At 62.2% G+C, this 22,748-nt stretch carries 24 protein-coding genes; all 24 read right to left on the bottom strand.

Annotated features, from left to right (window positions below; all coding sequences use genetic code 11):
• Positions 1–8 precede the first annotated feature (8 nt).
• The 24 genes from B348_RS0106000 to fliM all read right to left on the bottom strand — a co-directional run bounded on the left by B348_RS0106000 (position 9) and on the right by fliM (position 22,741).
• Positions 9–530 (bottom strand): toxin-activating lysine-acyltransferase, encoded by a 522-nt coding sequence (locus B348_RS0106000; RefSeq protein ID WP_017735237.1) that lies wholly within the window; start codon positions 528–530, stop codon positions 9–11.
• A gap of 11 nt (positions 531–541) precedes the next feature.
• Entirely contained in the window at positions 542–2,248 is a 1,707-nt protein-coding gene (locus tag B348_RS0105995) for a ShlB/FhaC/HecB family hemolysin secretion/activation protein (protein WP_017735236.1), read from the bottom strand.
• 641 nt (positions 2,249–2,889) lie between these two features.
• Positions 2,890–3,282 carry a DUF2802 domain-containing protein gene (locus B348_RS0105990; RefSeq protein WP_017735235.1) on the bottom strand — a complete coding sequence of 131 codons (393 nt, stop codon included), beginning with the start codon at positions 3,280–3,282 and terminating at the stop codon, positions 2,890–2,892.
• The gene (locus B348_RS0105985) at positions 3,283–3,768 is read right to left on the bottom strand and encodes a chemotaxis protein CheW (RefSeq protein WP_017735234.1); all 486 of its coding nucleotides are present in this window, start codon (positions 3,766–3,768) and stop codon (positions 3,283–3,285) included.
• An 80-nt stretch (positions 3,769–3,848) separates the two neighbouring features.
• Entirely contained in the window at positions 3,849–4,625 is a 777-nt protein-coding gene (locus B348_RS0105980; RefSeq protein WP_017735233.1) for a CheW domain-containing protein, read from the bottom strand.
• On the bottom strand, positions 4,625–5,413 hold the full coding sequence (locus B348_RS0105975; protein ID WP_017735232.1) for a ParA family protein: 789 nt from the start codon (positions 5,411–5,413) through the stop codon (positions 4,625–4,627). Before B348_RS0105975 ends, B348_RS0105980 begins: the two co-directional genes overlap by 1 nt.
• Positions 5,414–5,463: 50 nt before the next feature.
• Complete coding sequence (motD, locus tag B348_RS0105970; RefSeq protein ID WP_026136599.1) at positions 5,464–6,351, bottom strand: flagellar motor protein MotD; 888 nt, start codon at positions 6,349–6,351, stop codon at positions 5,464–5,466.
• A gap of 15 nt (positions 6,352–6,366) precedes the next feature.
• Positions 6,367–7,107: a flagellar motor protein gene (locus B348_RS0105965; protein WP_017735230.1), complete on the bottom strand. Its 741-nt coding sequence runs from the start codon at positions 7,105–7,107 to the stop codon at positions 6,367–6,369.
• Positions 7,107–8,234: a chemotaxis response regulator protein-glutamate methylesterase gene (locus B348_RS0105960; RefSeq protein ID WP_017735229.1), complete on the bottom strand. Its 1,128-nt coding sequence runs from the start codon at positions 8,232–8,234 to the stop codon at positions 7,107–7,109. Before B348_RS0105960 ends, B348_RS0105965 begins: the two co-directional genes overlap by 1 nt.
• Before the next feature lie 47 nt (positions 8,235–8,281).
• The gene (locus B348_RS0105955) at positions 8,282–10,480 is read right to left on the bottom strand and encodes a chemotaxis protein CheA (protein ID WP_017735228.1); all 2,199 of its coding nucleotides are present in this window, start codon (positions 10,478–10,480) and stop codon (positions 8,282–8,284) included.
• A gap of 11 nt (positions 10,481–10,491) precedes the next feature.
• The gene (locus B348_RS0105950; protein WP_026136598.1) at positions 10,492–11,280 is read right to left on the bottom strand and encodes a protein phosphatase CheZ; all 789 of its coding nucleotides are present in this window, start codon (positions 11,278–11,280) and stop codon (positions 10,492–10,494) included.
• Between the two features lie 18 nt (positions 11,281–11,298).
• On the bottom strand, positions 11,299–11,673 hold the full coding sequence (locus B348_RS0105945) for a chemotaxis response regulator CheY (RefSeq protein WP_015885173.1): 375 nt from the start codon (positions 11,671–11,673) through the stop codon (positions 11,299–11,301).
• Positions 11,674–11,841: 168 nt separating this feature from the next.
• Entirely contained in the window at positions 11,842–12,582 is a 741-nt protein-coding gene (gene fliA, locus B348_RS0105940; protein WP_017735226.1) for an RNA polymerase sigma factor FliA, read from the bottom strand.
• Positions 12,579–13,412 (bottom strand): flagellar synthesis regulator FleN, encoded by an 834-nt coding sequence (gene fleN, locus B348_RS0105935; RefSeq protein WP_003192912.1) that lies wholly within the window; start codon positions 13,410–13,412, stop codon positions 12,579–12,581. The genes fliA and fleN overlap by 4 nt, the downstream gene beginning before the upstream one ends.
• Positions 13,413–13,517: 105 nt before the next feature.
• Positions 13,518–14,834: a flagellar biosynthesis protein FlhF gene (gene flhF / locus B348_RS0105930; protein WP_017735225.1), complete on the bottom strand. Its 1,317-nt coding sequence runs from the start codon at positions 14,832–14,834 to the stop codon at positions 13,518–13,520.
• 11 nt (positions 14,835–14,845) lie between these two features.
• Positions 14,846–16,960, bottom strand: coding sequence for a flagellar biosynthesis protein FlhA (flhA, locus tag B348_RS0105925; protein WP_017735224.1), 2,115 nt, complete (start codon positions 16,958–16,960; stop codon positions 14,846–14,848).
• A 263-nt stretch (positions 16,961–17,223) separates the two neighbouring features.
• On the bottom strand, positions 17,224–17,427 hold the full coding sequence (locus B348_RS0105920; protein ID WP_017735223.1) for a cold-shock protein: 204 nt from the start codon (positions 17,425–17,427) through the stop codon (positions 17,224–17,226).
• 457 nt (positions 17,428–17,884) lie between these two features.
• Positions 17,885–19,021, bottom strand: a complete 1,137-nt coding sequence (flhB, locus tag B348_RS0105910) for a flagellar biosynthesis protein FlhB (RefSeq protein WP_017735221.1) — start codon at positions 19,019–19,021, stop codon at positions 17,885–17,887.
• 3 nt (positions 19,022–19,024) lie between these two features.
• Positions 19,025–19,810 (bottom strand): flagellar biosynthetic protein FliR, encoded by a 786-nt coding sequence (gene fliR / locus B348_RS0105905; protein WP_017735220.1) that lies wholly within the window; start codon positions 19,808–19,810, stop codon positions 19,025–19,027.
• A gap of 4 nt (positions 19,811–19,814) precedes the next feature.
• Positions 19,815–20,084: a flagellar biosynthesis protein FliQ gene (gene fliQ / locus B348_RS0105900; protein ID WP_003214552.1), complete on the bottom strand. Its 270-nt coding sequence runs from the start codon at positions 20,082–20,084 to the stop codon at positions 19,815–19,817.
• 4 nt (positions 20,085–20,088) lie between these two features.
• Positions 20,089–20,832 carry a flagellar type III secretion system pore protein FliP gene (gene fliP / locus B348_RS0105895; RefSeq protein ID WP_017735219.1) on the bottom strand — a complete coding sequence of 248 codons (744 nt, stop codon included), beginning with the start codon at positions 20,830–20,832 and terminating at the stop codon, positions 20,089–20,091.
• Complete coding sequence (gene fliO / locus B348_RS0105890; RefSeq protein ID WP_017735218.1) at positions 20,832–21,269, bottom strand: flagellar biosynthetic protein FliO; 438 nt, start codon at positions 21,267–21,269, stop codon at positions 20,832–20,834. The genes fliP and fliO overlap by 1 nt, the downstream gene beginning before the upstream one ends.
• A gap of 1 nt (position 21,270) precedes the next feature.
• Positions 21,271–21,738: a flagellar motor switch protein FliN gene (gene fliN, locus B348_RS0105885; protein WP_010208756.1), complete on the bottom strand. Its 468-nt coding sequence runs from the start codon at positions 21,736–21,738 to the stop codon at positions 21,271–21,273.
• A 34-nt stretch (positions 21,739–21,772) separates the two neighbouring features.
• Positions 21,773–22,741: a flagellar motor switch protein FliM gene (fliM, locus tag B348_RS0105880; protein WP_017735217.1), complete on the bottom strand. Its 969-nt coding sequence runs from the start codon at positions 22,739–22,741 to the stop codon at positions 21,773–21,775.
• Positions 22,742–22,748 lie beyond the last annotated feature (7 nt).

Genomic DNA, 22,748 nt, shown 5'->3' with positions numbered 1-22,748 from the left:
GTGGCTGATCAGAGCGCGTCGCTGGGTAACGGGTGAGTGGCAAACCAGGCTTGCGCCTCCAGGTCCAGGACGGCGATGCCCTGGAAATTCAAGACGCGCAAGCCGCGCGCTTCGCCTTTGTGGTGCAGTGCGCGGAACACCTTGCCGGGCCACAAACGGCGGCGCAGCAAGCTGCTGATGCGCCGGGTGTGGCCAAACGGTGCGACCCAGTCGTTGATCCACAACCGCTCGCCGCTGTCCCAATCCTCGGCGGGCAGGCACACCGCCGGTGCCCGCAGGTAACGTGCCTCGGCATCGGCACTGAGGTTGAGCCACGAGAGGAAAAACACCGGCCGCCCGCCTTCGCTGATCAAGATGAACTGGCGCCGCTTGATCGCCGGCAGCAACAGCGTGGACAGGCTGTGCAACGGCGCATCGCGATGGGCCGCCGAGTGCATCCACAGCCACACCGCCGAGCCCAGCACCTGGGCTTCGTCGATGGGGCTGTCGGCCCGCTCGGGGGCGAGCACCTCCAGGGTGTCGTGGTGCATGCTGGCCTCCTTCAAAATGACCAGTTGGCGCTGAAGCCACTGGTCACGTCGGCGGTCTGGAAACCCTTGGGTTTTTCCAGGGGCTTGCCGGTGTAGATGTCATAGGAAAACTGCTTGTAGCCGCCGCGCAGGCCCACCACCGCACCGGCCAGGCGTCGGCCCGAGAGGTACTGGGTGGAATGCCCGCCGACTTCGCCATAGTCCACGCCCAGGTAGAGTTCCTGGCCGGTGTTGGCCAGGCTCAGGCCGAGGTCGTTGCTGAAGGTCCAGCCGCGTTCGGCCGAGAGGATCTGCTCGCCGTCGAAACCGCGCACGGTGTAGCGTCCGCCAATCGAAAAGCGGTCCTGGGGGATCAGCGGCGTACGGTTCCACTGCCCGCGCCAGCCGGCGATGTAGCGCAGGCGTTGGTCGGCCAGGGTGAACGGCAGCTGCAATTGGGCGTTGGCGGTGATGATCTGCGAGCGCGAGGTGCCTTCGCCGTTTTCCTCTTCAGGCGCGCGCAATGCATCGCGGGCGCCGGTGCCACGGCGATAGCCGACGCCGAGGTCGAGGGTGCTGGCGCCGATGAATTCACGGTGGTTGATCCCCGCCTGCCAACCGGCCATGCGCCGGCGTTGCAGTTCGATCTCGGTGTCTTCGATGTAGTTGCTGGAGGTGCGGCTCCAACCGCCGACCGACACGGTGGTCTTGCGCACCGCATCGCGGTAGATCACCCGCGACAGCTGCACCTCATTGGTCCGGCTGCGGCCACTGTAGGAATACGCCTGGTTCACCCCGGCAATCGTCTGGTGGTAGTCGTACTCGCTGGACGTCAGGCTCAGCTGCCAATAGTCGTAGGGCACCGAGTAATGCACGGTATGGCCCTTGGAACCACGGTCGCCACTTTGGCCGCCGCCCAGATCATGGTTGAAGCTGATGTAGAACAGGTCGTTGAGGCTGGCCAGGTTATCCAGCGACAGCGCGACGTTGCCCTGGTACTTGCCGGTCTGCTTGCTGCCGGAATCGTCCACCGACAGGCTGACCCGTACCGGAATCGCCTGCTTCCAGGCGATCACCACATCGCTCTCGCCGGGCTGCGCATCCGCGCCTTCGGCCGGGGTGATCTGCACGTCGGCTTCGGCGGTGGGCACGCGCTTGAAGTTCTCCAGCGCCTGCTCGATGTCGCGCAGGTTCAGCACATCACCCGGCGATGCGGGCATGGCGTTCCAATAATTGGCGCGGGCGGAGGTGCCTTCGGCAAAACGGATGTGCTTGATCCGCCCCGGCACCAGCACCAGCGACAGCGTGCCCTGCTTCAAGTCCTGGGCCTCGGCGAGGACACGGGTGGTGATGAAACCCTTGGCGATGATCGCGTTTTGAATGCGCTTCATCGTCAGGTTGATACCGGCGGAACCGACGCAACGCCCTTGCACCGGATCGTCCGCCGGGTTGGCGGCGCGCAGGGCCCACTGGAAGTCTTCGGCCTGCTCGCCACGGAGGACCACGCGGTCGATCTTGAAGCACGGCGTTTCATTGCGCGGCAGACGCAGGTTGCCGGCGCTGTCCAGCGGCGCTTCCAGACGGACGTCGGGGGATTGCTCCAACTGCTCGCGCTGGGCGCGTTCACGTTGTTGCTGCAGGAGTAATTGTTGGGCAGGTGCTTGCGGTTCAGCCGCTAAAGCCGCTGCACTGGTCAGGAAACCGACAAGGGAACAGGTGGCGACGCAAGACTGCAGCAAAACAGACGGTTTTGTTCTAGGTAAAGCGTCGAAAGACATTTCGCATCCTTGTGAGTGAAACTTCCTACATTCGCAGGCTTGGTCACCACAAAGACATAAAAGTGCCATGGGGATGTATGGCCCTGTGACACATTTCGCAAAAACGAGGGGTTGGGGAAGGCTTGGTTTTTTTGTTGGAAGGCTCTATTTCAAGGCCTGGAGCTGACTTAGGTGAATTCGACAATAATTCAACTTTTGTACAGCTTTGTGTGGGAGCCGGGCTTGCCCGCGATGCAGGCACCTCGGTGTGTCAGTCATACCGAGGTGATGCGATCGCAGGCAAGCCAGCTCCCACAGGCGAACGGTGAACGACATGAGAAATACCGGTCGGCTCTAAGGCCGCCGCGCTCTGGCTTTGATCTGGGGTCGCCCCGAACGCAGGCTTGAAGCCGTGGGCAACCCGGCGAAGCTGGCTCGCCGAAAAGTGTCCACCATGTCCCCGCACACCCGTCAACCATGTCTCCGGTCCGTACAGGCTCCTCCAAAAGTGACCCGCTGTAAGAGCAGAACCCTAAGTGGCCGTTACCGCAGCAACGGATATGTACTCTGGCCAAAAAGCTCCAGCTCCCACATTTTTGAATCAGGGCACATACAACCAGGGGTCAGCTTTTGTGCAGCTTGCTCATCAGCTGCGCCTCAGCCTGGGTCAGCCCGCAGGACTGGGTCAACTCATCCACCGTCGCCCCCATCCCTACCAACTTCGCCGCCTGGGCAAACGACAGGCTCGACGGATCACGCTGCTCGATCTGCGCCAGCTTGTCCGGCAACGGCGCCAGGATCGCGCGCAGTTCGTGCACTTCGTCGCCCACCCGCACCGCCGTCTGCTGGTAATGATCAACCCGCTTGACCAACTCCAGCACACGCCGATCACGCACGGCGTCGCGCTCGGCCTGTTGCAGGGCCACTTCCCGTTGCTGGCGCAGGTAGCGCAGCAGGAAGGCCAACGTCCCGGCCCACAACAGGGCCAGGACGATCACCGCCGCTTCAAGAAACAATCAGATGTTCTCCAGATCCGACCATTCTTCTTCGCTCATCATCTTGTCCAGCTCAACCAGAATCAGCAGTTCGCCGTTCTTGTTGCACACGCCCTGGATAAACTTGGCGGACTCTTCGTTGCCCACGTTCGGCGCGGTTTCCACTTCCGATTGGCGCAGGTAGACCACTTCGGCCACGCTGTCGACCATGATGCCAACCACTTGCTTGTCGGCTTCGATGATGACGATACGGGTGTTGTCGTTGACTTCGGTCGGCACCAGGCCAAAACGCTGGCGGGTGTCGATCACGGTGACCACGTTGCCGCGCAGGTTGATGATGCCCAGCACGTAGCTTGGCGCACCCGGCACGGGGGCGATCTCGGTGTAGCGCAGCACTTCCTGCACGCGCATCACGTTGATCCCGTAGGACTCGTTGTCCAGCTTGAAGGTTACCCATTGCAGGATCGGATCATCCAAACCTTGTGCGGACGCTGACTTGTTGTTCATACCCCTGACCCCTTCAAATGCCGCTATGTACGGCGTGTGTGCTTCATTGGCCCCGAAACATCGCGGCCCTTATTGTTCAATCAACTGCGTGTAGTCACCGGCATCGACTTGACGGCGCCGCTGGCGATCAACTCGGCCAGTTCGGAGACGTCGAGCAATGCGCACATGTGTTCGATCACGGTGCCCGCCAGCCAAGGCCGCTGGCCCCGGTGGCTGCGCCATTTGATTTCGTTCGGGTCCAGGCGCAACGAGCGGCTGACCTGATGCACCGCCAACCCCCACTCGTAGCCCTGCACCGAGATCACGTATTGCAGGCCCTGGCGGAAGTCGTCGCGGTAGCGGTCGGGCATCACCCAACGCGCGGTGTCGAGGACTTTGAGGTTGCCGGCCTGGCTGGGCAGGATGCCGAGGAACCACTCCGGTTGCCCGAACAGCGGCGTCAGCTCCTGGCCTTCCAGGGAATAGATCGAGCCCAGGCACACCAGCGGCACCGCCAGGGTCAAGCCGGCGACGTCGAACAGCAGGCATTCGAACGGCTCGGCGGCCCAGCTCGGGCGGCCATCGGTGGTGACCGGCGGCGGTGTGATGCTCGGCGGCAGATGGACTTCCACCACCGGTGCGACCACCACGGGGGCCACTACGGCCGGCGTGATCGGCACCACCACCTGGGCATCGCGGGCTTGTTCTTCGAGCACCGCCAGCTGGAACTCATCCAGTGTGGCCGGCGGCTCGACGACCGGCTCCAGCACCAGCAGCGGTTCGGGCAGCTCTTCGGCGGTCGCGTCCTGGAGCAAGGCATCCAGGTAGGATTCCAGTGCCAGTTGCGGCCGGGTCTTGAATTCGACAGGACGGTTCATCAAGCCACCTGCGCCACAAGCTGCTGGGACAGCAGGTGCTTGAGCAGCGCGCGGTAGGCCATCACGCCACGGCTCTTGCCGTCGAACTGCGACGGCGTGAGGCCGGCGCGGCTGGCGTCACGCAGGCGCGTGTCCACCGGGATATAGCCGTTCCAGATCGTCTCCGGGTAGGCATCGCGCAGTACGCGCAGGGTGCCGAGGGAGGCTTGGGTACGGCGGTCGAACAGGGTCGGCACGATGCTGAACGGCAGCGCCTGTTTGCGCGAGCGGTTGATCATCGCCAGGGTGCTGACCATGCGTTCCAGGCCTTTGACCGCCAGGTGCTCGGTCTGCACCGGGATCACCAACTGCTGGCTGGCCGCCAACGCGTTGACCATCAGCACGCCCAGCAACGGCGGACTGTCGATGATGGCGTAGTCGAAGTCCTGCCACAGTTGCGCCAGGGTCTTGGCGATCACCAGGCCCAGGCCGCTCTGCCCCGGCGACTGGCGCTCAAGGGTGGCCAGCGCCGTGCTGGACGGCAGCAGGGAAATGCGCTCGTTGCTGGTGGGCAACAGCAGCTGCCCCGGCAGGTCGGCCGGCACGCTGCCCTTGTGCAGGAACAGGTCGTAGCAGCTGTGTTCCAGCGCATCCGGATCGTAGCCGAAATAGCTGGTCATCGAGCCGTGGGGGTCGAGGTCGACCACGACCACACGCTTGCCCGCCTCGGCCAGCAAGCCAGCGAGGGCGATGGAGGTGGTGGTCTTGCCGACCCCACCTTTTTGATTGGCAACTGCCCAGACTCTCATTCAGTTGGTTCCTCCCGGTGGGCACAGGCGCGACCGAGACATTGCATAGGTTATTGAGCCGGTGACGGAGAATTGACGGAGCTCTGCCGAACCGGCGGCGTTACCACTGCCGGTGCAGTTTGTGTGCCAGCGCGCTTCAAGGCCGCGTCCGGTGTTGCATTGGCCGTGCCGGTACCGGTCAGGCTGCGGCGCACATCGAGGTTGCGCGACACCACCAGCACCACCCTGCGGTTCTTCGCGCGGCCTTCCACCGTGGCGTTGTTCGCCACCGGCTGGAATTCGCCATAACCCACCGACGCCATGCGCCCGGGGTTCACGCCCTGCATCGCGAGCATGCGCACGATGCTCGATGCGCGCGCCGACGACAGTTCCCAGTTGGTCGGGTACTGCGCGGTGCTGATGGGGAAATTGTCGGTGAAGCCTTCGACGTGGATCGGGTTCTCGAACGGCTTGAGAATGCCCGCGACCTTGTCGATGATGGTGAACGCCTGGTCACTGGGCAGCGCATCGGCACTGGCGAACAGCAGGCTGGAATTGAGTTCGATCTCGACCCACAACTCATTGCCGCGCACGGTCATCTGGTTGGAGCTGATCAAGTCGCCAAAGGCCGCGCTGATGTCGTCGGCAATGCTTTTCAGCGGGTCGCTGGTGCCACCGACGCCAGCGGCGGTTTCGTCGCTGTCGTTGACCAGCGGCTTGGCCGGGGTCACGGTCCTGGGCCGTTCCTCACCAATGGGAATCGGCTTGAGCGAGCGATCGGCGTCGTTGAACACGCCGATCAGGGCTTGGGAAATGACTTTGTACTTGCCTTCGTTGATCGACGAGATGGAGTACATCACCACGAAAAACGCGAACAGCAAGGTGATGAAGTCCGCGTAGGACACCAGCCAGCGTTCATGGTTGACGTGCTCTTCAGGCTCGCGACGGCGACGGCTCACAATCATGACCTCCCATCAGTCCATGAAGCCCTGGAGCTTCAATTCGATGGAGCGCGGGTTCTCGCCCTCGGCAATCGACAGGATGCCTTCCAGCAACATTTCGCGGTAACGCGACTGGCGCTGGGCAATCGACTTGAGCTTGCTCGCCACCGGCAACAACACCAGGTTGGCACTGGCCACGCCGTAGATGGTGGCGACAAACGCCACGGCAATGCCGCTGCCCAGTTGCGAAGGGTCGGCGAGGTTGCCCATCACGTGGATCAGGCCCATCACGGCACCGATGATGCCGATGGTCGGCGCGTAGCCGCCCATGCTTTCAAAGACTTTGGCGGCGTTGATATCGCGGCTTTCCTGGGTGTAGAAATCCACTTCCAGAATGCTGCGGATCGCTTCCGGCTCGGCGCCGTCCACCAGCAATTGCAGGCCTTTGCGCGCGTAGCTGTCGGGCTCGGCATCGGCCACGCCTTCGAGGCCCAGCAGGCCTTCCTTGCGGGCGGTGAGGCTCCAGTTGACCACGCGATCAATGCCACCGGCCAGGTCGACGCGCGGCGGAAAGATGATCCACACCAGGATCTGCATGGCGCGCTTGAACGAGCTCAACGGCGACTGCAACAACGCCGCACCGACGGTGCCGCCGATCACGATCAACGCGGCCGGGCCGTTGGCCAGCGCACCAAGGTGGCCGCCTTCGAGGTAGTTGCCGCCGATGATGGCGACAAACGCCATGATGATGCCGATCAGGCTCAACACATCCATTAGAGGCAGGCCTCCACCAGATGCTTGCCGATGTCGTCCAGGCTGTAGATGGCGTCGGCCAGGTCAGCCTTGACGATGGCCATGGGCATGCCATAGATCACGCAGCTGGCTTCGTCCTGGGCCCAGATCGCACTGCCGCCCTGCTTGAGCAGGCGCGCGCCTTCACGGCCGTCGGCGCCCATGCCGGTGAGGACCACCGCCAGAACTTTGTCGCCGTAGGACTTGGCTGCCGAACCGAAGGTGATGTCCACGCACGGCTTGTAGTTCAGGCGTTCATCCCCCGGCAGGATTTTGATCGCGCCACGGCCATCCACCATCATCTGCTTGCCACCCGGGGCCAGCAGCGCCAGGCCAGGGCGCAGGATGTCGCCATCCTCGGCTTCCTTGACGCTGATGCGGCACAGCTTGTCGAGGCGTTCGGCGAAGGCCTTGGTGAACGCGGCGGGCATGTGCTGGATCAGCACGATCGGCGCCGGGAAGTTCGCTGGCAACTGCGTCAACACGCGTTGCAGGGCCACCGGGCCGCCGGTGGACGTACCAATGGCGACCAGCTTGTAGGCTTTGCGCTTGGGCGCTGGCGAGTGCGCGCTCGGCGCTGCGGCGCGCACCGGTGCGGCGGCTGGCGCAGGCCGGGGCACCGGCGCAGGGGCCGGGCGACCGAACGACGACGTCGGCGCAGGCGCCGCCGCAACCGGTGCAGGCGCAGGCGCGCTGAACAGGCTGCGACGGTTGCTGCGGGAAATGCTGTGGACTTTCTCGCACAGCAGTTGCTTGACCTTCTCGGGGTTGCGCGAGATGTCTTCGAAATTCTTCGGCAGGAAGTCCACCGCACCCGCGTCCAGCGCATCGAGAGTGACTCGGGCGCCTTCGTGGGTCAGCGAGGAGAACATCAACACCGGGGTCGGGCAGCGTTGCATGATGTGGCGGACTGCGGTGATGCCATCCATCATCGGCATCTCGTAGTCCATGGTGATGACGTCAGGCTTCAACGCAATGGCTTGATCAATCGCCTCTTTGCCGTTGGTGGCCGTGCCGACCACCTGGATGCTTGGATCGGCGGAAAGAATTTCCGAGACGCGGCGGCGGAAGAAACCCGAATCGTCCACCACCAGGACCTTGACTGCCATAAACACTCCGTTAGGCGGGGCGGGCAAACCGCCCTGCCCCACCAGAATCAAATACGCCGAGCGGCGTAACGCTTGAGCATGCTCGGAACATCGAGAATCAGCGCGATCCGACCGTCACCGGTGATGGTCGCGCCCGACATGCCCGGGGTTCCCTGCAGCATTTTGCCCAAAGGCTTGATCACCACTTCTTCCTGGCCAACCAGTTGATCGACGACAAAGCCGATCCGCTGAGTGCCCACGGAGAGGATCACCACATGGCCTTCGCGCTGCTCTTCATGCTTGGCCGATGCCACCAGCCAGCGCTTGAGGTAGAACAGTGGCAACGCCTTGTCGCGCACGATCACCACTTCCTGGCCGTCCACCACGTTGGTGCGCGACAGGTCGAGGTGGAAGATCTCGTTGACGTTGACCAGCGGGAAGGCGAACGCCTGGTTGCCCAGCATCACCATCAGGGTCGGCATGATCGCCAAGGTCAACGGCACCTTGATCACGATCTTCGAGCCCTGGCCCTTGGTCGAGTAGATATTGATCGAGCCGTTGAGCTGGCTGATCTTGGTCTTCACCACGTCCATGCCCACACCGCGGCCGGACACGTCGGAGATCTCGGTCTTGGTCGAGAAGCCCGGGGCGAAGATCAGGTTGTAGCACTCGGTGTCGGTCAGGCGGTCGGCGGCGTCCTTGTCCATCACGCCACGCTTGACCGCGATATTGCGCAGGATCGCCGGGTCCATGCCTTTGCCGTCATCGGTGATCGACAGCAGGATATGGTCGCCTTCCTGTTCCGCCGCCAGAATCACCTTGCCGTTGCGGGACTTGCCCGAGGCTTCGCGTTCTTCCGGGGTTTCGACGCCGTGGTCGACGGCGTTGCGCACCAAGTGGACCAGCGGGTCGGCCAGGGCCTCGACAAGGTTTTTGTCGAGGTCGGTTTCTTCACCCACCAGTTCCAGGTTGATCTCTTTCTTCAGCTGGCGCGCAAGGTCGCGAACCAGGCGCGGGAAGCGGCCGAAGACTTTCTTGATCGGCTGCATCCGCGTTTTCATCACGGCGGTTTGCAGGTCGGCAGTGACCACGTCGAGGTTCGACACGGCCTTTTGCATGGCTTCATCGCCGCTGCTCAGGCCCAGGCGCACCAGGCGGTTACGCACCAGGACCAGTTCGCCGACCATGTTCATGATGTCGTCCAGGCGTGCGGTATCCACCCGCACGGTGGTTTCGGCTTCACTGGCAGGCTTTTCCGCGGCGGCCGGTGCCGGTGCCGCAGCCCGTGCAGGCGCTGCTGCGGCGGCAGGTGCCGGAGCGGGTTTGGCCGCCACCGGTGCCGCTGCCTTGGCGGCCACTGGTGCAGGAGTTGCGACCGCAGCCGAGGCCGAGGCCCCCACTTCGGTGAACTTGCCTTTGCCGTGCAACTCGTCCAGCAGGGACTCGAATTCGTGATCGGAAATCAGGCCGTCAGCAGCCGGTGCAGCAGCAGCCGTTGGCGCCGCAGCCGCGACTTCCGGCAAGGCGTCGGCCACGAACGTGCCCTTGCCGTGCAGTTGGTCGAGCAACGCTTCGAATTCATCGTCGGTGATGTCGGTGCTGGCAGGCGCGGCAGGCGCCTCGACAGCAGCGGCAGGCGCAACCGCATCGGCAGCGAACTGGCCTTTGCCGTGCAACTGGTCGAGTAACGATTCGAATTCGGCGTCGGTGATGTCTTCGCCCGTTGGCGCTGCAACAGCAGCCACCGGCGCTTCGGCCTCAGCCTTGACCGCATTGAGGGAGTTGAGCAGCTGTTCGAACTCGCTGTCCGTGACATCCGCCTCGGCCTCGACCACCGGCTCCGGCGCCGCTTCTGCAACAGGCGCAGCCGAGGTGTCGGCCGGCTCTGCCAGGCGCGCCAGGGCGGCCAGCAGTTCCGGGGTGGCCGCGGTGATCGGTGCACGTTCGCGCACCTCGCTGAACATGCCGTTGACCGCATCCAGTGCTTCGAGAATCACGTCCATCAATTCCGAATCAACGTGACGCTCACCCTTGCGCAGGATGTCGAACACGTTCTCGGCGATGTGGCAGCACTCCACCAGCTCATGGAGCTGGAGGAAGCCGGCGCCCCCTTTTACAGTGTGAAAACCGCGAAAAATTGCATTGAGCAGGTTCGCATCATCCGGTCGGCTTTCCAGCTCGACCAGTTGCTCGGACAACTGCTCTAAAATTTCGCCGGCCTCTACAAGGAAATCCTGAAGGATTTCTTCATCGGCGCCGAAGCTCATGTGGGTGCTCCTTAGAAGCCTAAACTGGATAACAGGTCATCAACATCATCTTGACCCGATACAACGTCTTCACGTTTATCGGCATGAATCTGCGGACCTTCACCCTTGGCGAGATGTTTTTGTGGATCTTTTTCCGAGAGGATCGCTTCGCGGTCATGTTCGATGCCGGCAAAACGGTCAACCTGGCCTGCCATGAGCACCAATTTGAGCAAATTGCTTTCCACTTCGGTGACCAGTTGGGTCACGCGCTTGATCACCTGACCGGTGAGGTCCTGGTAATCCTGGGCCAGCAGAATGTCATTGAGGTTGCTGGAAACCGTGCGGTTGTCCTGCTCGCTGCGTGACAGGAAACCTTCGACCCGACGCGCCAATTCACGAAACTCTTCGGCCCCGACTTCGCGACGCATGAAGCGGCCCCAGTCGTGGCCCAAGGCCTGGGCTTCGTTGGCCATGCCGTTGACCAGGGGCGTGGCGTTTTCCACCAGGTCCATGGTGCGGTTGGCCGCCGCCTCAGTCAGCCTGACCACATAGGAAAGGCGTTCGGTGGCATCGGTAATCTGCGAGATTTCTTCGGCCTGGGGCATGTGCGGGTCAATCTGGAAATTGACGATCGCACTGTGCAGCTCGCGTGTGAGCTTGCCCACTTCCTGGTACAGGCCGCGGTCACGGGTCTGGTTGAGCTCATGGATCAACTGCACCGCGTCGCCGAACTGGCCTTTTTCAAGGCTGTCGACCAACTGGTGAGCATGCTTCTTCAGGGTCGACTCGAAGTCTCCCTGTGATGTTTCTTTATGCTCCATAGCTCCCCCGCGATGGCATTAGCCGTGGATGCGTTCGAAGATTTTCTCGATCTTCTCTTTCAGCGCCAATGCCGTGAAAGGCTTGACCACGTAACCGTTGACCCCGGCCTGGGCGGCTTCGATGATCTGTTCACGCTTGGCTTCGGCGGTCACCATCAGCACCGGCAAGCTGCGCAATTTTTCGTCCGCACGCACGTGGCGCAGCAGGTCGATACCGGTCATGCCCGGCATGTTCCAGTCGGTTACCAGAAAGTCGATGCTCCCGCTGTTGAGGATCGGAATCGCCGTAATGCCGTCATCCGCCTCGACCGTGTTTGTGAACCCAAGGTCACGCAACAGGTTTTTAATGATCCGCCGCATCGTTGAGAAGTCATCAACGATGAGGATTTTCATGTTCTTGTCCAATTCGACCTCCAAGCAGTCTTAAACGCGCCCAGCACCTGGACGCGCCATTTCAATCAACAGGCGTTACACAAAAAGGACTGCCCAGGGCACCACGGTGCAAACCCGCAAAAGCCGGTGGCCTTCACGGGTTCGTCTGCAGTGTCCCCACACCGCCTGTCAGCGCGCGCGCCACTCTCCCAATCGCCCCCGCAAGCGGGCTGCGCACTGGCTATGCAGCTGGCTGACACGCGACTCGCTGACCCCCAGGACCTCACCGATTTCCTTGAGGTTCAGCTCTTCGTCGTAGTACAGCGCCAACACCAGTCGCTCACGCTCCGGCAAATTGGCAATCGCGTCCGCCAACGCGCCCTGGAAACGTTCGTCTTCCAGGTCACGCGACGGCTCAAGATGTGCACTTGCGCCGTCCTCATGCAGCCCCTCGTGTTCGCCGTCCTGTAGCAGGTCGTCGAAACTGAACAGGCGGCTGCCCAAGGTATCGTTCAAAATCCCGTAGTAATCGTCGAGACTCAATTGGAGTTCGGCCGCAACTTCGTGATCTTTAGCGTCGCGACCGGTTTTTGCTTCAATTGCACGAATTGCGTCACTGACCATGCGTGTATTGCGGTGTACCGAACGCGGCGCCCAATCCCCTTTACGCACTTCATCGAGCATCGCACCCCGGATGCGGATACCCGCATACGTCTCGAAACTCGCACCCTTGCTCGCGTCGTATTTGGTCGAGACTTCGAGCAGGCCGATCATGCCAGCCTGGATCAAGTCTTCGACCTGCACACTCGCGGGCAAACGCGCCAGCAGGTGATAGGCGATGCGCTTGACCAGAGGCGCATAGCGCTCGATCAATTCGCCCTGGCTGTCACGTGCCGACTTCTTGTAAAGGTTGTAGCCGCTGGCTGTCATAGCACCGGTCCTGCGCTCGTCTGATGCACCAATCGCTCGACGAAAAACTCCAGATGCCCCCGCGGGTTGGCGGGCAACGGCCAGGTATCGACCTTCTGGGCAATAGCCTTGAACGCCAGTGCGCACTTCGAACGAGGGAACGCTTCATAGACCGCACGCTGCTTTTGCACGGCCTTGCGCACACACTCGTCATAGGGAACTGCGCCGACGTATTGTAAGGCGACATCGAGGAAGCGATCCGTGACCTTGGTCAACTTGGCGAACAGGTTGCGGCCTTCTTGCGGGCTCTGGGCCATGTTGGCCAGGACCCGGAAGCGGTTCATGCCGTAGTCACGGTTGAGCAGCTTGATCAGGGCGTAGGCGTCGGTGATCGAGGTGGGTTCATCGCAGACCACCAGCAAGACTTCCTGCGCGGCGCGCACAAAGCTGACCACGGACTCGCCGATCCCGGCGGCGGTGTCGATCACCAGCACGTCGAGGTTGTCGCCGATATCACTGAACGCCTGGATCAGGCCGGCATGTTGCGCCGGGCTCAGGTGCACCATGCTCTGGGTGCCCGAGGCGGCCGGCACGATGCGGATCCCGCCAGGCCCCTGCAGCAGCACATCGCGCAGCTCACAGCGGCCCTCGATCACATCGGCAAGGGTATGTTTGGGCGTCAGCCCCAGCAGAACGTCGACGTTCGCCAGCCCCAGGTCAGCATCCAGCAGCATGACGCGACGGCCAAGCTCTGCCAGGGCCAGGGACAAATTCACTGACACGTTAGTTTTCCCGACGCCACCTTTGCCGCCGGTCACCGCGATCACCTGTACGGGATGCATGCTGCCCATTTTATTTCTTTACCTTGTCTTGCTTAGACGCAGGCTACATGGCTTGGCCGCGTGAATCGCTTGCAGACCATCGATGTAGGTACATTTCACGGTGTTCGTACTGCCTCAACCCACCCGCTTTGCCGGGTTGTGATAGAGGTCAGCGAACATATCGGCCATCGCTTCCTCGCTAGGCTCTTCTTGCATTTGTACGCTGACTGCCCGACTGACCAACTGATGACGGCGCGGCAGATGCAAATCATCTGGAATCCGCGGCCCGTCGGTCAGGTAGGCGACCGGCAGTTCATGGCTGATAGCCAGGCTCAACACTTCGCCCAGGCTCGCCGTCTCATCCAGTTTAGTCAGGATGCAACCGGCCAGCCCGCAACGCTTATAGCTGTGATACGCAGCGGTAAGAACCTGTTTCTGGCTGGTGGTTGCAAGCACCAGGTAATTTTTCGATTTGATCCCGCGCCCGGCCAGGCTTTCCAGCTGCATGCGCAAGGCCGGGTCGCTGGCTTGCAGGCCGGCGGTGTCGATCAGCACCACGCGTTTGCGCAGCAGCGGATCGAGGGCGTTGGCCAGGGACTGGCCCGGGTCGACGTGGGTCACCGACACATTGAGGATGCGCCCGAGTGTCTTGAGTTGTTCCTGGGCACCGATGCGGTAGCTGTCCATGCTCACCAGCGCGATATTCTGCGCGCCGTACTTGAGCACGTAACGCGCCGCCAGCTTGGCCAGGGTGGTGGTCTTGCCCATGCCGGCAGGGCCGACCATGGCGATCACGCCACCTTCTTCCAGGGGTTCGATTTCCGGGGTGACGATCATCCGCGCCAGGTGCGCCAGCAACATGCGCCAGGCCTGGCGAGGTTCTTCGATTTCGGTGGTCAGCGCCAGCAGGTCGCGGGACAACGGGCCGGACAGGCCGATGCGTTGCAGGCGGCGCCAGAGGTTGGCCTGGGCCGGCTTGCTGCCTTGCAGCTGCGTCCACGCCAGGGAGCCCAGTTGCACTTCCAGCAGCTCACGCAGGCCGTTGAGTTCAAAGCGCATCGAGTCGAACACACGCTGGTCAACCGCGGCGGCCGGGGCTGGCGCTGCGGGACGTGGCGGTTCGGTCAACGTCGGCTCGACCAGCGGCTCGGCAGCGGTGAGCGGCAGGCCGGCGAACAACTGGCGATTGGTGGTGGCATCGCTGTCGCCACGCATGCTCAGCTCAGCCTGGGCCGAGACGATGCGCGAGGCGGTCTTGCGCAGCTCGTCTTCGAGTTCCATGTTCGGCACACGCGGGGCCAGGGCCTGGGGGGTGTAATCCAGGGCAGCCGTCAGCTCGACACCGCCGGCAATCCGACGGTTACCGATAATCGCGGCATCGGCGCCCAGCTCATCACGTACCAGTTTCATGGCCTGACGCATATCGGCGGCGAAAAAACGCTTCACTTGCATAACCCACTACCTCAGCCGTTGGGCCCTACTGTCGCGACGATAGTCACTTGCTTGTTGTCAGGAATTTCCTGATAAGCCAAAACGTGCAAATTCGGCACTGCCAGGCGTCCAAACCGCGACAGCATCGCCCGGACGGGGCCTGCCACCAGCAGAATCACTGGATGGCCCTGCATTTCCTGGCGCTGTGCGGCGTCGATCAACGAACGCTGCAGTTTTTCAGCCATGCTTGGCTCCAGCAGAACGCCCTCTTCCTGGCCTTGTCCTGCCTTCTGGATACTATTGAGCAATATTTGTTCCAACCTTGGTTCCAAGGTGATCACAGGCAGCTCAGACTCAGTGCCTACAATGCTTTGCACGATTGCGCGGGACAATCCGACGCGCACCGCCGCCACCAGCGCGGCAGTATCTTGACTCTTGGCGGCATTGTTGGCGATGGCCTCGGCAATGCTGCGGATGTCGCGCACCGGCACCTGTTCGGACAACAACGCCTGCAACACCTTGAGCAATTGCGACAGCGACAGCACGCCCGGCACCAGCTCTTCGGCGAGTTTTGGCGAGGCTTTGGCCAGCAAGCCCATTAATTGCTGGACTTCCTCGTGGCCGATCAACTCATGGGAGTGCTTGTAGAGGATCTGGTTGAGGTGCGTGGCAACCACGGTGCTGGCGTCTACCACGGTGTAGCCGAGGGACTGCGCCTGGCTGCGCTGGCTGATTTCGATCCACACCGCTTCCAGGCCAAAAGCCGGATCTTTGGCGGTTATGCCGTTGAGCGTGCCGAAGACCTGGCCGGGGTTGATCGCCAGTTCGCGGTCCGGGTAGATCTCGGCTTCGGCCAGGATTACCCCCATCAGGGTCAGGCGGTAGGCGCTTGGAGCCAGGTCGAGGTTGTCGCGGATATGGACGGTGGGCATGAGGAAGCCCAGGTCCTGGGACAGCTTCTTGCGTACGCCCTTGATCCGCGCGAGCAACTGGCCGCCCTGGTTGCGGTCCACCAGCGGAATCAGGCGGTAGCCGACTTCCAGGCCGATCATGTCGATGGGCGTGACGTCGTCCCAGCCCAGTTCTTTGGTTTCCGAGGCGCGGGCCGGGGATGGCAGCAGTTCCTGCTGACGGGCGACTTCTTGCAGTGCTTGCACCTTGACGGCGTTTTGCTTTTTCCAGAACAGGTACGCCGCACCGCCCGCCAGGGCCGCCATGCTCAGGAACGACACATGGGGCATGCCCGGCACGATACCCATGATCGCCATGATGCCCGCCGCCACGGCCAGGGCCTTGGGCGAGGCAAACATCTGCCGGCTGATCTGCTTGCCCATGTCTTCGGAGCCCGAAGCACGGGTCACCATGATGGCGGCAGCTGTAGATAACAACAGTGATGGCAATTGCGCCACTAAACCGTCACCGATGGTCAGCAAGGCATACACACGACCGGCATCGCCGAAGGTCATGCCGTGCTGGAAGATACCGACGGCCATGCCACCGATCAGGTTGATGAACAGGATCAGCAAGCCGGCGATGGCGTCACCGCGCACAAATTTGCTGGCACCGTCCATGGAGCCGTAGAACTCGGCTTCCTGGGCCACTTCGGCACGGCGGGACTTGGCTTGGTTCTGGTCGATCAGGCCGGCGTTGAGGTCGGCGTCGATAGCCATCTGCTTGCCGGGCATGGCGTCGAGGGTGAAGCGCGCGCTCACCTCGGAAATCCGCCCGGCGCCCTTGGTCACCACGACGAAGTTGATGATCATCAGGATCGCGAACACCACGATACCGACCACGTAGTTACCGCCGATCACCACCTCACCGAAGGCCTGGATCACCTTGCCGGCAGCGGCGTGGCCGTCCTGGCCGTGCAGCATCACCACCCGGGTCGACGCCACGTTCAGCGCCAGCCGCAGCAGGGTCGCCACCAGCAGGATGGTCGGGAACACCGCAAAGTCCAACGGCCGCAGGGCGTACACGCAGACCAGCAGCACCACGACGGACAGGGCAATGTTGAAAGTGAAGAACACGTCCAAAAGGAACGGCGGCATCGGCAACATCATCATTGCCAGCATCACCAGCAACAACAACGGCACACCCAGATTGCCCCGCGACAGGTCAGTCAGGGTGCCACGGGCCGTGCTGAACATTTGAGAGCGATCTACCACCGGTATTCCTCGTGTCCTTTGAAGCAAAGTTTTGACGCCAGAAGGCGTCTTGGAGGCGGTATTGCAAGAAGCCTTCCAACTTTTGCTTCAACGGGCAGATCGCGGTGAAAGCCCACACACATGTGGGAGCGGGCTTGCCCGCGATGGCGGCAGACCAGCCCCGAACAAGTTGACTGACACTGCGCTATCGCGGGCAAGCCCGCTCCCACAATTGACCGTGTTCGGCTTGAGATAGAGGAAAAGGCCTAGAGGGCGCGGACGTTTTCGGCCTGCGGGCCTTTTTGGCCCTGAGTGATGCCGTACTCGACTTTCTTGCCCTCTTCAAGGGTTTTGAAACCGTCCCCCGTTATCGCAGAGAAGTGAACAAACACATCCGCCGAGCCGTCGTCCGGCGTGATAAACCCAAACCCCTTCTCCGCGTTAAACCACTTCACAGTGCCTGTTGCCATTGCCGTTCTCCCGACTTCTCATTCATCAACCCGAGATAAGTGTGATGCTGGCTGCAAATACGCCCTGGGGCCGGTGGATCCGCGCAAATCTCACCCGCTGCCCTTCGCTGAGCCGAACCCCGGCAGAGCTGACGAGGTCCACAGGCACCTGCTCGCTCCCGCCATCCATTGCGATCACACCCTCACCCGTCTGGTGGTTGTAAGATTTGACCGTTCCTGAGACCCACTTCATTGCTATCTCTCTGCTTCCTGCGCCGCGTATCTAGCGCCATGGAACCGCGAGAAGGGCCAGCTGGCTACTGTCAGAGTTGACAGGTAGGGAAGGGTTTTCGACGAACGGTACAAGGACGGCTTCAGGGCCTCATCGCGGGCAGGCCCGCTCCCACAGGTTGGCAGCACAGTGATTTATGTGGGAGCTGGCTTGCCTGCGATGAGGCCCTTACAGGCACTGCAAACCTCAGGAATCGCGGCGCAACTCTGGCGGAATCGGCAGATCCTTCAACGGGTCCGGCCGCTTGCCCTTGCCCGCGCGGTACTGGCGGATCTGATAGACATACGCCAGCACCTGGGCCACCGCCAGGTACAGCCCGGCAGGGATTTCCTGGTCGAGGTCGGTGGAATAGAAAATCGACCGCGCCAGCGCCGGCGACTCCAGCAGCAGGATGTCGTTGGCCACTGCGATTTCGCGGATCTTCAACGCGGTGAAGTCGCTGCCCTTGGCCAGCAACATCGGCGCACCGCCCTTCTCCGGGTCGTACTTGAGCGCCACGGCGTAGTGGGTCGGGTTGGTGATAACCACGTCGGCGTCGGGCACCGAGGCCATCATCTTGCGCTGGGACATTTCCCTCTGCAGTTGGCGAATGCGTTGCTTGACCTCGGGGCGCCCCTCCTGATCCTTGTGTTCGTCGCGCACTTCCTGCTTGGTCATCAGTAGTTTCTTGTGGCTTTCCCACAGCTGGATCGGCGCATCCACCGCGGCGATGATGATCAGCCCGGCCGCCATCCACAGCGCGCTCCAGCCCACCACCTGCACGCTGTGGATGATCGCCGACTCCAGCGGCTCATGGGCGATGCGCAGCAGGTCGTCGATGTCGGACGACAACACCATCAGCGCCACAAACAGAATCACGATGAACTTGGCCAGGGCCTTGAGCAACTCCACCAAAGCCTTGGCGGAGAACATGCGCTTGAGCCCGGCGCCGGGGTTCATGCGGCTGAATTTCGGCGCCATGCTGCCGGCGGCAAACAACCAGCCGCCGAGGGCGACCGGGCCGATCAGCGCGGCCAGCAGCAAGGTGATCAACACCGGCTGCACCGCCAGAATCGCGATCTTGCCCGAGTGCAGCAGGTATTGGCCCATGGCGCCGGGGCTGAGCAACACCTCGCGGGGCAAGGTGAAGTTGTGCTTCATCAGCTCCATCAGGTCCAGCGCCAGGCCACCGCCGTAGATCAGCAAGGCACCGGCGCCGGCCATCATGGTCGCTACGGTATTCAGCTCCTTGGAGCGGGCGATCTCGCCCTTTTCCCGGGAGTCCTTTTTGCGTTTCTCCGTGGGGTCTTCTGTCTTGTCCTGACCACTCTCGCTCTCGGCCATGGTTCAGCGCGCCCGTGCCAGATCACGTAAGAACTGCAAGGCGTCGGACGCCAGCGGTTGATACTGATTGAGAATGTCGGCCATGCCGACCCAGAAAATCCCCATGCCCAAGACCAGGGTCAACGGGAAACCGATGGAGAAGATGTTCAATTGCGGCGCCGCCCGGGTCATCACGCCAAACGCGATGTTGACCACCAGCAACGCGGTGATCGCCGGCAACACCAGCAACAGCGACGCGCCCAGCACCCAACTGAGGCGCCCGACCAGCTCCCAGAAATGGTTGACCACCAGCCCCGAGCCCACGGGCAAGGTGGTGAAGCTCTCGGTCATCACCTCGAATGCCACCAGATGGCCGTTCATGGCCAGGAACAGCAAGGTCACCAGCATCGTCAGGAACTGCCCGATCACCGCCACCGACACGCCGTTGGTAGGGTCGACCATGGACGCAAAGCCCATGCCCATCTGGATCGAGATGATTTGCCCGGCGATCACAAAGGCCTGGAAGAACAACGTCAGCGAGAAACCCAGGATTGCGCCGATCAGGATCTGCTCGGCAATCAGCAACAACGCACTGAGGTCCAGCGCATTCACCGGTGGCATCGGCGGCAAGCCGGGCACGATCACCACGGTGATGGCGAATGCGAAATACAGGCGGATGCGCTTGGGCACCAGGGTCGTGCCAAACACCGGCATGGTCATCAGCACCGCCATGACCCGGAACATCGGCAGGATGAAGGACGCCACCCAGGTGCTGATCTGGGTGTCGGTCAAGGCCAGTACGGACTGCATCAGGTCAGCCGATCAACTGCGGAATACTGCCGTACAGCTGCAGGATGTATTCCATGAACGTCTGCACCAGCCACGGGCCGGCGACGATCAGGGTGATCAGCATCACCAGCAAACGCGGCAGGAAGCTCAAGGTCTGTTCGTTAATCTGCGTCGCCGCCTGGAACATCGCCACCAGCAGGCCCACCAACAGGCTCGGCACCACCAGCACGGCGACCATCATGGTGGTCAGCCACAGCGCTTCACGGAACAGGTCGACGGCTACTTCTGGAGTCATTGCGCTATACCCCGCCGAAACTGCCGGCCAGGGTGCCGATAATCAGCGCCCAACCGTCCACCAGCACAAACAGCATGATCTTGAACGGCAACGAGATGATCAGCGGCGACAGCATCATCATACCCATGGCCATCAGCACGCTCGCCACCACCAGGTCGATGATCAGGAACGGGATAAAGATCATGAAGCCGATCTGGAATGCGGTCTTCAATTCCGAGGTGACAAACGCCGGCACGAGGATGGTCAGCGGCGCCTGGTCCGGGGTGGCGATGTCGGTGCGCTTGGACAGGCGCATGAACAGCTCCAGGTCGCTGGAGCGGGTCTGCGACAGCATGAAGTCCTTGATCGGGCCCTGGGCCTTGTCGATGGCGACCTGGGCCGTGATGGTTTCCGCCAGGTAAGGCTGCAGCGCTTGCTGGTTCACCTTGTCGAACACCGGCGCCATGATGAACAGCGTCAGGAACAAGGCCATGCCGGTGAGGATCTGGTTCGACGGCGTCTGCTGCAAGCCCAGGGCCTGGCGCAGGATCGAGAACACGATGATGATCCGCGTAAAGCTGGTCATCAGCATGACAAACGCCGGGATAAAACTCAGCGCCGTCATGATCAGCAGGATCTGCAGGCTGACCGAATACTCCTGCGCGCCCGCCGCGTTGGTGCCCAGGGTAATCGCCGGGATCGACAACGGGTCGGCGGCGAACGCCAATGGCGCCGCCAGCAACAGCATGAGCGTCAATAAAACGCGCATTACTTCTTATCCTTCTGATCCTTGCCCAGCAACTCCATCAGGCGCTGGGCGAATTCTGGCGTGGCGGACTCGGCCTGATCCACGTTCACGGGGGTCTTGAGCACATGCAGCGGAGTGATGCGGCCAGGGGTGAGGCCCAGCAGGATCTGTTCCTCGCCGACTTGCACCAGCCCCAGCCGATCACGCGGGCCAAGGGCGCGCGAGCCGATCAGCTCGATGACCTGGCCATTGCCCGGACCGACGTTCTGCACCCGGCGCATCAGCCAGGCCAGCACGAAAATCAGGCCCACCACCAGCAGCAGGCCCAGCACCAGCTGCGTCAACTGGCCACCGAGGCCGCTGCCGGCCGGCGCCGCCGTGGCGGCCTGGGCAATCGGCTCGGCGGCCATGGCGCCCAATGGCAGCGCGAATAACAGTCCTACCATCAGGCGGTTCATATCAGCGCAGCTTCTTGATGCGTTCGCTCGGGCTGATCACGTCGGTCAGGCGGATGCCGAACTTTTCGTTGACCACCACCACTTCGCCGTGGGCAATCAGGGTGCCGTTGACCAGCACGTCCAGCGGCTCACCGGCCAGGCGATCGAGCTCGATCACCGAACCCTGGTTGAGTTGCAGCAGGTTGCGGATGTTGATTTCGGTGCTGCCCACTTCCATGGAGATCGACACCGGGATGTCGAGGATCACATCCAGGTTCGGCCCATCGAGGGTCACCGGCTCGTTGTTCTTCGGCACGCTGCCGAATTCTTCCATCGGCAGGCGGTTGCCGGCCGGCGCGGTGGCGGCGTCGGCGGCCAGCAGCGCGTCGATGTCGTCCTGGCCAACATCGCCGGTCTCTTCCAGGGCAGCCGCCCATTCGTCAGCCAGGGCCTGGTCTTCGGCGGAAGTGTTTTCGTGTTCGGTAGCCATTACATGTCCTCGGCGCAGCAAAAATTAAAGTTGATCAGCGGCGGTTGATCGGTTCGATCACTTGCAACGCCAGGTTGCCCTTGTGGGAACCGAGCTTGACCTTGAACGACGGCACGCCGTTGGCGCGCATGATCATTTCTTCCGGCAATTCCACGGGGATCACGTCGCCCGGCTGCATGTGCAAGATGTCGCGCAGGCGCAGTTGGCGGCGGGCCACGGTGGCGCTCAGGGGCACGTCCACATCCAGCAAGTCTTCGCGCAGGGCCTTGACCCAGCGTTCGTCCTGGTCGTCGAGGTCGGACTGGAAACCGGCGTCGAGCATTTCGCGCACCGGCTCGATCATCGAGTACGGCATGGTCACGTGCAGGTCGCCGCCACCGCCATCGAGTTCGATGTGGAAGGTCGACACCACAATGGCTTCGCTGGGGCCGACGATGTTGGCCATGGCCGGGTTCACTTCCGAGTTGATGTACTCGAAATTGACTTCCATGATCGCCTGCCAGGCTTCCTTCAAGTCGATGAAGGCTTGCTCCAGCACCATGCGCACTACGCGCAGTTCGGTGGGGGTGAATTCACGGCCTTCGATCTTGGCGTGACGACCGTCGCCGCCGAAGAAGTTGTCCACCAGCTTGAACACCAGCTTGGCGTCGAGGATGAACAGCGCCGTGCCGCGCAGCGGCTTGATCTTGACCAGGTTGAGGCTGGTGGGCACGTACAGCGAGTGCACGTATTCACCGAACTTCATCACCTGCACGCCGCCCACCGCCACGTCCGCCGAGCGGCGCAGCATGTTGAACATGCTGATCCGCGTGTAACGGGCAAAACGTTCGTTGATCATCTCCAGGGTCGGCATGCGCCCACGGACGATGCGGTCCTGGCTGGTCAGGTCATAACTTTTGACGCTGCCGGGTTCGGCAGCCATTTCGGTCTGCACCAGACCATCGTCGACGCCGTGGAGCAGCGCGTCGATTTCATCCTGGGACAGCAGGTCTTGCACGGCCATGTCGTGA

Origin of the sequence: Pseudomonas sp. CBZ-4, assembly GCF_000346755.1 — a bacterium.
Classification (GTDB): Bacteria; Pseudomonadota; Gammaproteobacteria; order Pseudomonadales; family Pseudomonadaceae; genus Aquipseudomonas.
The sequence above is the reverse complement of the archived record's forward strand: the minus strand, read 5'-3'. Positions and strand labels throughout refer to the sequence as shown.